This is a genomic window from Staphylococcus sp. GDX8P54P, assembly GCF_017893165.1.
In the GTDB taxonomy this organism is placed as follows: domain Bacteria; phylum Bacillota; class Bacilli; order Staphylococcales; family Staphylococcaceae; genus Staphylococcus; species Staphylococcus borealis.
In genome coordinates this window covers 133,865-147,316 of the sequence record NZ_JAESMM010000022.1, presented here as the reverse complement: position 1 = coordinate 147,316, position 13,452 = coordinate 133,865, and the positions used below count along the sequence as shown (strand labels likewise).

18 protein-coding genes are annotated in these 13,452 nt (G+C 33.5%); 4 read left to right on the top strand and 14 right to left on the bottom strand.

All coding sequences use genetic code 11. The annotated features are described in order from the left end of the window. Positions 1 to 77 precede the first annotated feature (77 nt). Positions 78 to 1,337, bottom strand: coding sequence for a lipid II:glycine glycyltransferase FemX (locus KA909_RS08780; RefSeq protein ID WP_193839062.1), 1,260 nt, complete (start codon positions 1,335 to 1,337; stop codon positions 78 to 80). A gap of 162 nt (positions 1,338 to 1,499) precedes the next feature. Between KA909_RS08780 and KA909_RS13515 the strand changes: the two genes are divergently transcribed. Continuing rightward, positions 1,500 to 1,751, top strand: coding sequence for a hypothetical protein (locus tag KA909_RS13515; protein WP_228480664.1), 252 nt, complete (start codon positions 1,500 to 1,502; stop codon positions 1,749 to 1,751). Here the strand turns inward: KA909_RS13515 and KA909_RS08775 are convergent. Further along, entirely contained in the window at positions 1,748 to 2,509 is a 762-nt protein-coding gene (locus KA909_RS08775; protein ID WP_210130104.1) for a VOC family protein, read from the bottom strand. The two genes, KA909_RS13515 and KA909_RS08775, sit on opposite strands and share 4 nt — an antisense overlap. 177 nt (positions 2,510 to 2,686) lie before the next feature. Between KA909_RS08775 and KA909_RS08770 the strand changes: the two genes are divergently transcribed. Both KA909_RS08770 and KA909_RS08765 read left to right on the top strand, forming a co-directional pair. After that, positions 2,687 to 3,124 (top strand): MarR family winged helix-turn-helix transcriptional regulator, encoded by a 438-nt coding sequence (locus KA909_RS08770; protein WP_193839060.1) that lies wholly within the window; start codon positions 2,687 to 2,689, stop codon positions 3,122 to 3,124. Beyond that, positions 3,121 to 4,326, top strand: a complete 1,206-nt coding sequence (locus KA909_RS08765) for an MFS transporter (protein WP_193839059.1) — start codon at positions 3,121 to 3,123, stop codon at positions 4,324 to 4,326. The genes KA909_RS08770 and KA909_RS08765 overlap by 4 nt, the downstream gene beginning before the upstream one ends. A 53-nt stretch (positions 4,327 to 4,379) precedes the next feature. Here KA909_RS08765 and KA909_RS08760 read toward each other — a convergent pair whose 3' ends face one another. The 7 genes from KA909_RS08760 to KA909_RS08730 all read right to left on the bottom strand — a co-directional run bounded on the left by KA909_RS08760 (position 4,380) and on the right by KA909_RS08730 (position 9,108). Further along, entirely contained in the window at positions 4,380 to 4,733 is a 354-nt protein-coding gene (locus KA909_RS08760; RefSeq protein WP_053028570.1) for a SarA family transcriptional regulator, read from the bottom strand. Positions 4,734 to 5,042: 309 nt separating this feature from the next. Beyond that, positions 5,043 to 6,065: a GTP 3',8-cyclase MoaA gene (gene moaA, locus KA909_RS08755; protein ID WP_210130103.1), complete on the bottom strand. Its 1,023-nt coding sequence runs from the start codon at positions 6,063 to 6,065 to the stop codon at positions 5,043 to 5,045. 13 nt (positions 6,066 to 6,078) lie between these two features. Continuing rightward, positions 6,079 to 6,684: a molybdenum cofactor guanylyltransferase MobA gene (gene mobA / locus KA909_RS08750; protein WP_053028572.1), complete on the bottom strand. Its 606-nt coding sequence runs from the start codon at positions 6,682 to 6,684 to the stop codon at positions 6,079 to 6,081. A gap of 6 nt (positions 6,685 to 6,690) precedes the next feature. Next, a complete protein-coding gene (gene moaD / locus KA909_RS08745) occupies positions 6,691 to 6,924 on the bottom strand; it encodes a molybdopterin converting factor subunit 1 (protein WP_075108014.1) in 234 nt (77 codons plus the stop codon). A gap of 1 nt (position 6,925) precedes the next feature. After that, positions 6,926 to 7,375, bottom strand: a complete 450-nt coding sequence (locus tag KA909_RS08740) for a molybdenum cofactor biosynthesis protein MoaE (protein WP_053028574.1) — start codon at positions 7,373 to 7,375, stop codon at positions 6,926 to 6,928. A gap of 6 nt (positions 7,376 to 7,381) precedes the next feature. Then, a complete protein-coding gene (gene mobB / locus KA909_RS08735) occupies positions 7,382 to 7,852 on the bottom strand; it encodes a molybdopterin-guanine dinucleotide biosynthesis protein B (RefSeq protein WP_070855285.1) in 471 nt (156 codons plus the stop codon). Continuing rightward, positions 7,849 to 9,108 (bottom strand): molybdopterin molybdotransferase MoeA, encoded by a 1,260-nt coding sequence (locus KA909_RS08730; RefSeq protein ID WP_193839058.1) that lies wholly within the window; start codon positions 9,106 to 9,108, stop codon positions 7,849 to 7,851. The genes mobB and KA909_RS08730 overlap by 4 nt, the downstream gene beginning before the upstream one ends. 62 nt (positions 9,109 to 9,170) lie before the next feature. Here KA909_RS08730 and moaC point away from each other — a divergent pair, with 62 nt between their 5' ends. Further along, positions 9,171 to 9,653, top strand: coding sequence for a cyclic pyranopterin monophosphate synthase MoaC (moaC, locus tag KA909_RS08725; RefSeq protein ID WP_075108016.1), 483 nt, complete (start codon positions 9,171 to 9,173; stop codon positions 9,651 to 9,653). Between the two features lie 107 nt (positions 9,654 to 9,760). Here the strand turns inward: moaC and KA909_RS08720 are convergent, their stop codons facing one another. From KA909_RS08720 to modA, 5 genes are all read right to left on the bottom strand, one after another. Further along, entirely contained in the window at positions 9,761 to 10,267 is a 507-nt protein-coding gene (locus KA909_RS08720; RefSeq protein WP_075108017.1) for a MogA/MoaB family molybdenum cofactor biosynthesis protein, read from the bottom strand. 11 nt (positions 10,268 to 10,278) lie between these two features. Next, positions 10,279 to 11,283: a ThiF family adenylyltransferase gene (locus KA909_RS08715; RefSeq protein WP_193839057.1), complete on the bottom strand. Its 1,005-nt coding sequence runs from the start codon at positions 11,281 to 11,283 to the stop codon at positions 10,279 to 10,281. Positions 11,284 to 11,362: 79 nt separating this feature from the next. Then, positions 11,363 to 11,968 (bottom strand): ATP-binding cassette domain-containing protein, encoded by a 606-nt coding sequence (locus tag KA909_RS08710; protein ID WP_075108019.1) that lies wholly within the window; start codon positions 11,966 to 11,968, stop codon positions 11,363 to 11,365. Next, positions 11,969 to 12,640, bottom strand: coding sequence for a molybdate ABC transporter permease subunit (modB, locus tag KA909_RS08705; protein WP_075108020.1), 672 nt, complete (start codon positions 12,638 to 12,640; stop codon positions 11,969 to 11,971). Between the two features lie 11 nt (positions 12,641 to 12,651). Next, positions 12,652 to 13,446 carry a molybdate ABC transporter substrate-binding protein gene (gene modA, locus KA909_RS08700; protein WP_053028582.1) on the bottom strand — a complete coding sequence of 265 codons (795 nt, stop codon included), beginning with the start codon at positions 13,444 to 13,446 and terminating at the stop codon, positions 12,652 to 12,654. Positions 13,447 to 13,452 lie beyond the last annotated feature (6 nt).

The following is a 13,452-nucleotide window of genomic DNA, read 5'->3' as shown; positions in this document are numbered from 1 at the left end:
CCTATTATCCTAAAAAAATCTGAACGTCACAATGTTAGTTGTGTTATCGTTCAGATTAAATTCTAATAATAAATAAACTATTTACCTTTTAATTTACGAGAAATTTTAATTTTAGCTTTAGTTAAACGTGGTTTAACTTGTTCAATTAATTGATAAAGTGGTTGATTTAATACATAATCAAATTCACCTATTTTTTCACTTAGATACGTACCCCATACACGTTTAAACGCCCAAAGACCATAATGTTCAGAATCTTTATCTGGGTTATTATCCGTTCCTCCAAAGTCATAAGTTGTCGCACCATGTGCACGTGCATATTTCATCATTTCAAATTGCATATGGTGGTTCGGTAAGACGTCTCGATAATCATTTGATGACGCACCATATAAATAATATGATTTTGAGCCAGCAAACATCAATAAAGCACCTGATAAATAAACACCTTCAGGATGTTTTGCTAATAAACCATTCATGTCTTCTTTTCTTTCTAATGCCTTCTGAATTTTAGCTTCGACATCATTGAGTTTATTCTGCGTCTTTTTATCTTGCTTTCTTTCATATTTGTCTTGTAATTGTGCTTTTTCGTTGTCCAGTTCTTGAAGTTCTTTATGAATGTCCTCTAAGACAGGCTTTGGTTCCAACTTAACAAGGAATAATTCAGCATCTCCATCTTCATGCAGAGAGTCATAAATATTTTGGAAATAACTTATATCTCTTGTTAAAAAGCCATCACGTTCTCCTGTTACCTTCATTAATTCCGCAAAAGTTTTAAGTCCTTCACGATTTGAACGTTCTACTTTCGTACCTCGTTTTAAAGCAAGACGTACTTTTGAACGATTTCGTCGATCAAAACTTTGGATTATTTCTTCATCTGTTTTATCGATTGGCGTAATCATTGTCATTCGTGGTTGAATGTAGTCTTTAGATAAACCTTCTTTAAACCCTTTATGTTTAAATCCTAATGCATTTAAATTTTTAAGTGCATCTATACCTTTATCGACTTCAACATCTGGATCAATTTTAATAGCATAGGCTTTTTCTGCTTTAGCTACTTTTTTAGTTTCGGCTAATAACTGTTCCAAGGCAGCTTTATCACTATAATCTGTTACGAATCCACGAGAAACATAACATAGCGTGAATGGTAGTTTAGGTATCTTCTTAAATAGTAATTGACCTACACCTTTAATTTCACCATCTTCGCCCACTGCCACACGCTTTGAATACCATCCTGTTAGTCGTTTTGTTTCTGCCCATTTCGTTAGTTGCAGCAAATCGCCATTAGGATGAGCTTTCACAAACGCATCATGCTCTTGGTTAGTGATATTCATCTTTTCCATGCTATAAAAACTCCTTTTTCTTTACATTAATTATAATTATACAATGTCATGATTTGAGTGTCGACAAACTCGCCGTCCGATTCAAATATTATTTCATGAATTTAAATTTTTGATATACTGTATAGACTTAAAATACTAATTTTTCTTAAAAAGAGGGTTATTATGCGAAATTTAATATTAATACTATTTATTATTTTAAACTTCATAGCTATTGTTGTTACGATGACTCAACCTTTAACTATTTCAAATTTTAGTTTAAGAGTAATGTTCGTTGGATTGTCGTTTGTACTCACTATCTTTTTCTTATTATTACAAACGTCAAAAATAACTGTATACCTCAGTATACTCTCTTTAATACTTACAATCGTGCACATCGTATTGATTGCGCATAGTACTTATATTTACCTATATTAATCTTCTGGTTCAAAGCGATATTTAGCACCTTTTGTAATAATTGAGTACGGTGCAGTCGTTTCGCTATCTTTAAATACGACTGTATTATACCCCGACGTTTTCGCATCTTGTATACGGTATATAATGTGATCTGTCGTTAATTGTACATCCGTGTAATGATTGCCTTCTTCAAGAATGGTCATATCAAACCATTTTTGCCATTTTGAAAGTGTTTTTGCACGCTTTTCACTATCTATAATAATTTTGTCGATTTTGAATTGTTTTTGAAAAAGCGGTTCTAATTTCTGATTGTGTTTAACTTCTTTTTCTGCCCATTCAATAAAGAATGGCGGTTTTACCATGTAATCAGGATCTGCAATGTACAGTAGTTTCCATCTTACTTTGTCACCTTTTTTATTCTCTCTATGCATATCTATAGGTCCAATTGTTTCAATACCACGACCTTCTAATGTTTGCTTCAATTGTTCTATATTTGAGGTTCTTAAAGCAATTGTCTTAAAACCTTGTTGGAAGTGGTCTTGAACAATTTTAGTCGCAAATGCAACGCGACCCTCTTCTGTTTTTGACTCTTTAGTTAGTTTCTCTTTGTCTTCTACATCTATCAATTCAATATAATTTTCATTTATATAAGATAAACGATTAAATGTTCCAAATTTATGATGTTTACCACCCGAGCTAATTTTTAAGATTTCCCCTGGATATTTAAAGTTCTTAAGGTTATCAACATAATGAATAATATGGTCAAATCTTAGTTCCATTGATCGTATTCCCCTTTAATTATTCGACTTGCATCTATCTTATCAAACTTCTTATCTGATTACTTCTTTTATTTATACAACTTATTAATAAAGTATTGCAATTTTTTTAAATACGTCATATAATAATTTTTGTTTCAAAAATAGTTAGCAAAGCTAACTTGTTGAAAGGAGTATATTATGTTAGCAAATGAATTCTTCAATAGTTTCATCGGTTTATATCGCCCATATATTAAACGGACGCAACCGATACTCGACCGATTCGATTTACACCCTGGACAATGGTTAATATTAAGAGATATTGCCAGTACTTCTCCAACGACACTAGTTCATATCTCTAAACGTCGTTTTATTGAGAAACCTACGACACGTAAGATTATTAAAATTTTGTCTGAGAAAGAATTGTTAGGTATAAAACCAAGTAAGCAAGATAAACGTGAGAAATTATTAAGTCTCTCTGATAAAGGTCAGGCACTATACGAAGAAGTTTATCGTGAGATTCTACCAGTTCAACAAGCGCTTATTAAACATGCTGGATTATCAAAGGAAGATCTTGAAAGTGTCATAACAGTAATGAATAAGCTTCATCTTGCGTTGGCAGAGGAGGAAGCAGAATGAAACAAAACATAAATGCAAAACAACCCATCTTCACGAAGAGTTTTACGGTTAATTTCTCAATCAACTTTTTCGTGTATTTATGTATGTATCTTTTATTAGTCATTATTGCTGACTATAGTAAGACAACTTATCATGCATCGGATAGTCTAGCCGGACTCGTAGTAGGATTGTTTATTATCGGTTCTTTAATAGGAAGATTTGGTACTGGTAAATATGTTAATAAATTTGGCCCTAAAAAAATATTAATCACTGGATTACTATTACTTCTTATTACACAATTACTGTATTTTATACCCGGATCAATTACATTTTTAATGTTCGTACGTTTAATAAATGGCATTGCAACAGCTATTGCGACTACAGCAACTGGCACGATAGCTGCACATGTCACACCAGTCGAACGTAAGAGTGAAGGTATTAGCTTATTTTCTCTCAGTTTAGTACTTGGAACAGCTATAGGTCCTTTCTTTGGCATCTTATTATTAAAATCATTTTCTATCAATTTATTATTTACGATATGTGTCGTGTTAGGCCTTATTAGTTTAATTATTTCTTTATTTATTAAAATTGATTTCGATGCCGTTCATAATAAAACGGATGCTAAAGTAGCTCAAGCGTCTGGTTTCAACATTCACAACTTTATTGCTAAAGAAGCAGTACCTGTATCTATTGTTATGATGGTTATTGCATTAAACTATGCTTCCATACTCACTTTCCTAAAATTCTTTGCAGAGCAACGTCATTTATTAGAAGCATCCAGTTATTTCTTTATTTGTTATGCCATCGCTTCTTTAATTACACGTCCAATTGCAGGACGTATGATTGATGCACGTACTGAAAATGTTGTTGTTTATCCAGCATTTATCGCACTAATCATTACCTTTGTCTTATTAGTATTCAGTTATAGTGGCTGGATGTTATTACTTGCTGGTGTCTTTCTAGGTATTGGTTATGGCAATTTATCGTCATCAATGCAAGCAATCGCTATTAAAGTGTCACCTACGAGTAAATATGGTATCGCAACATCAACCTACTTTATTGGTTTAGATATCGGCATTGGATTCGGACCATCTTTATTAGGCTTATTTACAGGTTTCATTAGCTATACAGAAGTTTATATTATTATGGCTATTGTAGCTGCACTTAGCATTGCACTTTACTTTTTTGTACATGGTAGAAAAGTCAAAATGCAATATCAATAAATATAAAGCGCTAGGAAATCATTAAAACATTTCCTAGCGCTTATTATAATCTATTAATTAGCAATACTAATTGCTTCGATTTCAGATTTCATTTTATCTAATAATTTTTGTTGTGTAGCATTGAAGAAATAAAAAACTTGTCGCTCATCTGTTTCAGAGCGTAATTTAGAAATCAATTCTTTCTTATAAATTTTACGTATAATCACGTCAATTTTGCTTGTATCCCATAACATTTCAAAATGCAATGTATCGCGTAATTCTTTACCGCTAATTTTTTTACCTTCATAAACTTTAAATAAAACTACAAATTCCTCAATGGAAATTTTATACGATGATTTTAACCAATGTTTTAATTGGCTTAATTCTCTCTCTGCTGCAATAAAGCGTTGTACTTTTTCTGTTGCCATAATTAAAGACCTCCAATGTTGATTCTAAGATGTAGTTATTGCTTTAAAAAATTAATTTTCCTTAACAAAATTATATAACACATACACAATTTAATCTATTACAAATTTTATTTGTTTTCTGATTAGTGTTTAATACAAAATCAGTTATACATATACTCAGTGCTATTATGACATTCCTATACTTTAATCATAGGTATTCTATTAAATAATGATTTACTTTAAATGTAATCTGTTAAGTGAATTTATATTCTAAAAGAACGGGAGCGAGACAGAATTCTTTTTAAATTCTGCGCCACTCCCGTTCTTAATTTAACCACCAATGTAGTTCATATTAATTTTCTTGCGTTGACGATTTTTAACTGTTTGTTCTGTACGTTCATCTGAATATCGATCGTCACGAATGTTCCATAAGATTATTAATTGTTCTCTTAATTCATCATCCGTCACACCTGAACGAATAAATGATTTAATATCAAAGCCTTCAACAGTACTAAATAGACAACCATAAAATTTACCATCCGATGATAAACGTGCTCTCGTACATGTAGAACAAAATGAAGCTGAGACACTTGTGATTAAACCAAATTGAGCACCATTATCTTTATGTCTATAGTACTTTGCGACTTCCCCAAAATATTTAGGAGGGACTGGTTCAATATCAAAATGCGCTTCAATCATATCTAGCATTTCATTTTTGGTCACAACTTTACTGAAGTCCCAACCATTATCATTACCAACATCCATGAACTCGATAAATCTTATTTCGATATCTTTATCTTTAAAGTAATCGACCATTGGGATGATTTGATCATCGTTTACACCTTTTTGGATTACAACGTTTACCTTAACATGGAAACCAATAGATACTGCATAATCAATTTGATCTAGAATAGTAGTTGCTTTAATATTACGATTATTGATGGCTTGGAACACTTCATTATCTATAGCATCTAAGCTAACATTAATACGTCTTAAGCCCGCATCATATAATTTTTGACCATGCTTTTTCAACAAGAGTCCATTCGTCGTCATACCGATATCTTCAATACCATCAATGTTGTTCAACTCAGCAATTAATTGATATAAATTGCGTCTAAGCAATGGTTCCCCACCTGTTATACGTAATTTTTTCACGCCAAGCTCTGCATAAACACGCGCAATTCTCACCATCTCTTCAAACGTTAATAACTCATCTTTAGGTAGGAACACGTAGTCATCACCGAAGATTTCCTTAGGCATACAATAATCACATCTAAAATTGCAACGATCAGTTACAGAAATACGTAAATCGCGAATAGGTCGACCTAATTTATCTTTGATTTGTGCAACCATACATGGACCCTCCTTAATGATTTATCTGATGTTTCAATGTGGCTAAATCTTCTTGATAATTAATATTCTTATACCAATATTCAGGTGATTGTATGCTTGTAACATCTATACATTCTGTCGTCACTTGATTATATACGTGTCGTAAGCTAAAATCATCTGAATCTAAAGCTTCTTTCATAACGTCTATACAATTTGGGTGATAAAATGCAATGGTTGGTATGACACGTCCATTTTCTGAATATGCAGCAATATCAATTTGATCTTCGATTAGTTTAGAAACTAAAAACTGATACAATGCACTGATGGCCTTACCAGTTACCATCGGCGTATCAACAGATATGACAAAGAATAACTCCTCATCATTGTATTGCTCCATTACAGTATATATACCAGCAAGTGGCCCTTTATCTTTATTTTTAGTGTCATCTATAATAACATGATCATGTTTAAATTGATCAGCTAATTGATCATTCGTGCTAATAATGATGTCATTAAACATATTTGTTTCTTGTAATGTTTGAACAATTCGTTGATAAAATAATTGTCCATCTATTTCAGCAAACGCTTTAGCCGTACCAAAGCGTTCTGAATGACCACCTGCTAAAATAATAGCTTTCATTTCCTGTTAACCCCCACTTACTGGTGGAATCAATGCAACTGTATCTGTTGGTTGAATGATATCCTCTTCTTGTACAAATTCTTCGTTTACTGCAACCTGAAATTTTTTAGATTGAATTGAGGGATGTCTCTCAAACAATCTTTGTTTAAAATTATCAACATCAATTGTTTCATTAATATCAAGTATTTCACTATCAGTTTGCAAAATTTCTTTTATTTCAGCGAAGTATAATACCTTCACACTAGTCCTCTCCTTTAGTTGCAAGGTCGTGGCTACCTCTTTGATGGCCCTGCCATTCTGCACCATCTTCCCATATTTCTTTTTTCCAGATTGGAACAATTTCTTTAATACGCTCTATCGCATACTCATTCGCACGATATGCATCTTTACGATGTGGTGATGATACTGCAATTAATACTGCAATATCTGAAATTTGGAGCGGCCCAATTCGGTGAACAATGGTGGTAATTGTCCCTGGCCAACGTTCTTGAATTTCATCACCAATTTGCGCTAATTTCTTCTCTGCCATAGGAACATACGCTTCGTATTCTAAGTATTCCGTTTTAATGCCTTTGGTCCACTCTCTTACATGCCCTGTAAAGACCACTACAGCACCTTGGTGTTCATTTATAGTAAATGTTCGATACTGTTCCGTTTGTATAGGTTCAGTAACGATTTCAAATTGCTTCATTTAGTGTCAATTCCTTTGCTCTATCCATTGTAATAGCCAATTATCATAATGTGATAATGCTTGTATATCTTGAACATGGTAACAATATTTAACACATGTCAATTGCTTTAGCTGTTCTAGTTCTTCAGTTGTTCGATAAACAATTACTTTATCATAATGTTCATCTTTATATCCTTCAACCAAAATGATATTACAATCAATTGTAACAGATTGGTCAATCATTTGAGTAAGATTTTGTTTATATGCACGCGTGACCGTTTGTTGATAGTGTTCACCTTGCACAATGCTTTGATCTGCTCCAGCATTAAAGTGTTTCATATGATCTACATGATCCTCTTGAAGCGTGATATCATCGCCAATGTGACCATGATGTTTGATTGTTGCTACAGTGTAACCATGAGATTTTAAAAATTGTATCGTATGTTGCATCAATGTTGTTTTTCCTGAATTTTTAAAGCCTACGATTTGCAAAATCATAAGGTCATTTCCGTCTCAAAAACATTAGATTCAGTTAAAATAACATTTACTGTATGTCCAGCTTTAAATCCTCTTGTTCCCCCTGGCAACATAATCATTGCATTACTATGTGCAATTGCCACTACTGCTCCTGATTTATTAAACCCTGATGGTACTACAGTCGCACCGCTTTGTGAGAAATTAGCAGTTGCTCGAATAAAACGTGTAAATGGATTAGCTTTCGTAAAATCTTCCATTAATGTCGCTTTAACAACCTGAGGGTAATATGCAGTTGCGCCCATCATATGCTGAACAGCTGGTTTCACAAATAATTCAAAACCGGTAAAGCAAGCAGATGGGTTGCCTGACAAGCCAAATAAATATTGTCCATTAGCCACAGCTACCGTTGTTACACTACCAGGTCGCATTGCAACTTTGTTAAATAATACTTTAGCATTAACTGCTTTATAAATTTCTGGTAGGTAGTCAAAGTCTCCAACAGAAACACCGCCAGTTGTTATAACAATATCGTGTTTAGACATAGCATCTTTAACTACAGCAATACTACTTTCTAAATCATCTTGTTGGATTTTGTATGCTTCCACGTTTAAGCCAATCTTCTCTGATAATGCTTTAATCATTGGACCATTTGAGTTGCGGATTTTTCCTGGTTGTAAGTCATCGTTCACATCTAATAGTTCACTACCTGTTGCAATGACAGCAATGCTAGGGCGACGTGTAACTGGCACTTTAGTATAACCATACGTTGCTAATACGGCTATTGCACCGGGGTTAATGACTTGTCCCTTTTTCAAAACAATATCTCCAGTTGTCGTTTCTTCACCTTTAAGCGATACATTCTCATTTGCTTCAAATGATTTACGTATCGTGAAGGTATCCCCGTCTTCAACTGTTTGTTCAAACATCACTACTGCATCGGCGCCTTCTGGAATTTGTGCACCCGTCATAATACGCACCGCTTCGTTTTGACCAAGTGTTTTACTTGAAACTGAACCTGCACCTATATTGTCAATTACTTTAAATTGTTTGCGGTTTTCTGAATATGCACCTGCAGAGTCTTCACTGCGTATCGCAAACCCATCATAAGGTGATTTATTAAAACGAGGTATATCATAAGTCGCAACAATATCCTCTGCTAAAATATATCCTAAACTCTCATCTAAATTCACTTCAATTTGATTCAAATATATCTCTTGTTGGACAACACGATGTATTGCTTCTTTCACTGGTATAGGATTTCTTTTTTCAACTGCCATTGATTTCATCTCCAATTTATAATTTAAAATCATGATATACTATCCCTATCAGGAGGGTTAATATGTCAAAATTCACTCATATTAATGAACAAGGTAATGCTAAAATGGTTGATGTTTCAAATAAAGCTGTTACGAAGCGTACTGCACAAGCCCATTCTAGCATTACTGTTAATGAAACAATCTATAAACAAATAATTGATAATACTAATAAGAAAGGTAACGTATTAAATACGGCCCAAATTGCTGGTATTATGGCCGCCAAGAACACATCAACAATAATACCTATGTGCCACCCCTTACCTTTAACTGGCATTGATGTTCAATTTGATTGGCAAACGAATGACAACATGACTTATACATTAAATATCACTGCGATTGTCTCCACAACAGGAAAGACTGGTGTGGAAATGGAGGCATTAACTGCCGCATCAGCGACTGCACTAACCGTTTATGATATGACGAAGGCAGTAGACAAAGGCATGATCATCGGTGAAACGTATCTTGAATCAAAATCAGGTGGCAAATCAGGTGATTATCGTCGATAAGCTATTCTAAGCACATATACTATGTTCAATTTAAATAATAAAGTCATGGATGCAAAACTTCAATTAGGGAAACCTATCATTTAAGTTTAAATCCATGACTATTTTTTTTATTTATTCAATTCATGCAACATATGATTTAATTCTGGCTTAATTAACTTTTCAATAGCTAATTTCACAGCGCCAGTTGATCCAGGTAAACTGAAAATCAATTTATTTTGGACTGTACCAGCAACCGCTCTTGATAATAATGCTTTTGTGCCCACATCTTCTGCGTAACTTAAATATCTAAATAATTCTCCAAATCCCTCTATTTCTTTATCAAAGATGGGTTTAACTGCTTCAATCGTAACATCTCTTTGCGCAATACCAGTACCGCCTGTTGTAATAATGACATCAATATCAGTTGCCAACCATTGTTTGATTTGAGAATAAATCGCTTCTTTATCATCTTTGACAATCGCATAATGTGACTTTGCGACTTCAACATTAATGTCTTGAATTAAAGTTTGAACAAGTTGACCACCTTTATCTGTTTCTTTATCTCTAGTATCTGAAACTGTCAAAACTGCACAATGAATCGTTCTGTCTACTTTCGCATGATCATGTTGATGCATTAAATTCACTCCTATCCGAATAATTGATTAATTAAATGAATGGCATCTGACGTTTTTGTTGTGCCATGTATAAGCATCCGTCCACCTTCAAAACTAACAATTCGATGCCCTTTATATTCAAACATTATCATATATTTGTTTTCTCTATAATTAAGTTGATGTTGTTTGAGAAACTCTCGCACCATTTCCTGGGTAATATTATCATTATCATATTGTACTGTATCTCTACCACATAATGTTGCATATAATGTATGTTGTTGATTTAAATAAGGAAATGATGGATTTGAACCACACGTTGGACATTCATTTCTGAACATACGACTAAAGCCAAATGTATAATGTTGTCCTTCCCATATATCCCCGTATGTTAATTTACTAGGCACTGATTGTTCAGTTAATAATTTAAGGGCATCTCGCAATTGAAAGCTCGTTGTCATTGTGACTGCAGGTTGTATAACACCGACTGTATCACACGTTAAATTAATTGCTGGGAGTTGTGGCATTAAACAGTTGAAACATGGTGTCTGTCCGGGTATAAATGCAGCTTCTATATAAGTGCTTTGTACGACACCACCATAAATCCAAGGTATTTTCTCTTTATAAGCAAAGTCATTGATTAATTGTCTTGTCTCAAAATTATCCGTAGCATCAATGATTAAATCTACATGCTGTGCATGTTTATCTAAAAAATAATAATCAACATGCGTAATGAACGTATTGAGTGCTAGATCTTGACGCAATGCTTTTAAATGACGTTCAGCCGCGACGACCTTAGGAAGCATTTTATTAGCATCCTCTTCCGTAAATAATGTTTGACGCTGTAAATTACTAAATTCAATATAGTCTCTATCCACAATTGTAAGTGTGTTTATTCCTGCACGAACGAGTCCCTCAGCAACATGTGTTCCCAATGCGCCCATACCAATAATAAGTACATGCTTTTGACTGATTTTATTTTGTCCGTTAGCTCCTATTCCTTTAAACAAAGTTTGTCTCGAATAACGTTCCCTCGTCATTTTTATTGCCCTCTCTAGTTAAGATCCATTTCTATCATTATAACGAACAAAGCACCTCTTTTACAAAGAGGCGCTTTTATTACCCTATTTTTATGATTTTATCCGCTAAAACTTCGGCTTCAAAATTAGAATGTGTAACAAAGATAATAGGTATCTTCCATTCTTTAAAAATACGTTTGATTAACTTGATTCCCTCGTCTCTTGTCGCATCATCTAAACTTGAAAAGGGCTCATCTAATAAAATTAAATCTGGCTTCGTACTTAATGTACGTGCTAATGCAACACGTTGAGATTCGCCTCCTGAAAGCGTCGCTGGATATTGCGCGCTTAAATGATGAATATTTAGGCGATCCATTAAGTCATCTATGTGAACAGATGGTTTAGCCATAAAAGTGATATTCTTATTCACTGTCATGTTCGGAAATAATTGGTAATCTTGAAATAAATAACCAATATGACGCTCTTGGATTTTCACGTTCACTTTATGTTCAGTATCAGTGATAAGTCTATCATTTATTTTAATATATGCTTTATCCGGTTTTCTTAAACCTGCTATCATATTCAATACTGTCGTTTTACCTATACCTGAAGGTCCTCGTATTGCATAAATTTTAGGGACAGTATCATGAATGTTAATATCAATCAACGTCTTCTTTAATTGATATTGTAGCTTTAACTCTAACATCTAATCTACCTCCCTATACTTATCTTTATTAGCAAAATTCAATATACCAATTACAGTAATTGAAAATGCGACTAACACAAGCACCCATAACCAAGCTTGGTTTTCTCTACCTTGTTCCACTAAAAAGTATATCTCAAGTGGTAACGTGTTCGTTTTATTTGGTATGTAACCTGCAACCATTAATGTTGCACCAAATTCTCCAATTGCACGAGCAAAACTCATCATAATCCCAGCGATGATTGAACGTTTAGATAACGGTAAAATTAAGCGATAGAATATTTTATTTTCACTTGCCCCCATGGTACGAGCAGTATTTAACATTTTAGGGTTAATACTTCTAAATCCTTGAATCGTGTGTTGATACATTAACGGAAAACTAACAATGACAGATGCAATTACTGCACCTGTCATTGTGAATACTACTGGAAGATGTAGTACCTCTTCAAAAAATTGTCCTACAATACTTCTAGGAGAAAATATAATGAGTAAGATAAACCCTAGCACCGTTGGCGGTAGAACAATGGGTAATAATATAAAACTTTCAAGGAGTTTAGTAAGATGCCCTTTTCCCTTATAAAGCAATCGACATATAAAAATACCTAGTACTGTTACAATAATCGTACTTATGACGGCTACTTGAATCGATATCCAAAAAGGTGTTAATTCAGGCATTCTTCAACCTCCTAAACTTCGAAATGATACTCTTTTAAGATATCTTTCGCTTTGTCAGATTTTAAGAAGTCCATCCACTCTTTCGCAAGTTTTTTATCTGAAGTTGCACCTGCTTCATAAGTGATTGGTTTTTTAAGTTCTGCTTCTTTAATTTCATTTACTTTATCTGTTTTTTTGTTGTCAGTATATAAATCTGTTTCATAAACAAAGCCCATTTCGGCATTGCCTTTTTCAACATAATTTAATACTTGTTTAACGTCTTTGGCATAAACTAAATGATCTTTAACGTCATTATATAAACCTTGATCTTCTAAATATTGTTTCGCATATTTACCAGCTGGAACTGTTTTAACTTCACCAATTGCTAATTTTTCATTATCTTCTAAATCTTTAACTGATGTTTTGTCGCTATTTTTATCTCCAACTAAGACAAGCTTATTATGTGCATATTTGTATGTATCGTGTGCTTTGTCTTTATCTTTTAGCATATCAACATCTTTAGTGTTCGCAGACATGAAAACGTCAGCTGGTGCGCCTTTTTCAATTTGTTGTCTTAATGCGCCAGAACCACCATAGTTAAAGCTTACATCAACATTTTTGTGATCCTTTTTAAATTCTTTCTCTAATGCTTTACTTACATCACCTAAGCTAGCTGCTGCCGAAATTTGTAATTCTTGTTTGTTGTCACTATCTTTTTTGCTTGAGTCAGATGATTTATTTCCACTATCATTGCTACCAGAATTTGAACATCCTGCTAAAATAATAACTAATGTAGCAATAACTGCCATGAAATGTTTAAGTTTCATTTCACA

What these genes read in the sequence shown, in the direction of transcription:
- modA (WP_053028582.1), bottom strand. Translation starts at nt 13,446, where the DNA reads ATGAAACTTAAACATTTCATGGCAGTTATTGCTACATTAGTTATTATT.
- KA909_RS08710 (WP_075108019.1), bottom strand. Translation starts at nt 11,968, where the DNA reads ATGTTAGAGTTAAAGCTACAATATCAATTAAAGAAGACGTTGATTGAT.
- KA909_RS08720 (WP_075108017.1), bottom strand. Translation starts at nt 10,267, where the DNA reads ATGCATCAACATGATCATGCGAAAGTAGACAGAACGATTCATTGTGCA.
- moaC (WP_075108016.1), top strand. Translation starts at nt 9,171, where the DNA reads ATGTCAAAATTCACTCATATTAATGAACAAGGTAATGCTAAAATGGTT.
- modB (WP_075108020.1), bottom strand. Translation starts at nt 12,640, where the DNA reads ATGCCTGAATTAACACCTTTTTGGATATCGATTCAAGTAGCCGTCATA.
- KA909_RS08740 (WP_053028574.1), bottom strand. Translation starts at nt 7,375, where the DNA reads ATGAAGCAATTTGAAATCGTTACTGAACCTATACAAACGGAACAGTAT.
- KA909_RS08780 (WP_193839062.1), bottom strand. Translation starts at nt 1,337, where the DNA reads ATGGAAAAGATGAATATCACTAACCAAGAGCATGATGCGTTTGTGAAA.
- KA909_RS08765 (WP_193839059.1), top strand. Translation starts at nt 3,121, where the DNA reads ATGAAACAAAACATAAATGCAAAACAACCCATCTTCACGAAGAGTTTT.
- KA909_RS08770 (WP_193839060.1), top strand. Translation starts at nt 2,687, where the DNA reads ATGTTAGCAAATGAATTCTTCAATAGTTTCATCGGTTTATATCGCCCA.
- moaA (WP_210130103.1), bottom strand. Translation starts at nt 6,065, where the DNA reads ATGGTTGCACAAATCAAAGATAAATTAGGTCGACCTATTCGCGATTTA.
- KA909_RS13515 (WP_228480664.1), top strand. Translation starts at nt 1,500, where the DNA reads ATGCGAAATTTAATATTAATACTATTTATTATTTTAAACTTCATAGCT.
- KA909_RS08730 (WP_193839058.1), bottom strand. Translation starts at nt 9,108, where the DNA reads ATGGCAGTTGAAAAAAGAAATCCTATACCAGTGAAAGAAGCAATACAT.
- mobB (WP_070855285.1), bottom strand. Translation starts at nt 7,852, where the DNA reads ATGATTTTGCAAATCGTAGGCTTTAAAAATTCAGGAAAAACAACATTG.
- KA909_RS08775 (WP_210130104.1), bottom strand. Translation starts at nt 2,509, where the DNA reads ATGGAACTAAGATTTGACCATATTATTCATTATGTTGATAACCTTAAG.
- mobA (WP_053028572.1), bottom strand. Translation starts at nt 6,684, where the DNA reads ATGAAAGCTATTATTTTAGCAGGTGGTCATTCAGAACGCTTTGGTACG.
- KA909_RS08760 (WP_053028570.1), bottom strand. Translation starts at nt 4,733, where the DNA reads ATGGCAACAGAAAAAGTACAACGCTTTATTGCAGCAGAGAGAGAATTA.
- KA909_RS08715 (WP_193839057.1), bottom strand. Translation starts at nt 11,283, where the DNA reads ATGACGAGGGAACGTTATTCGAGACAAACTTTGTTTAAAGGAATAGGA.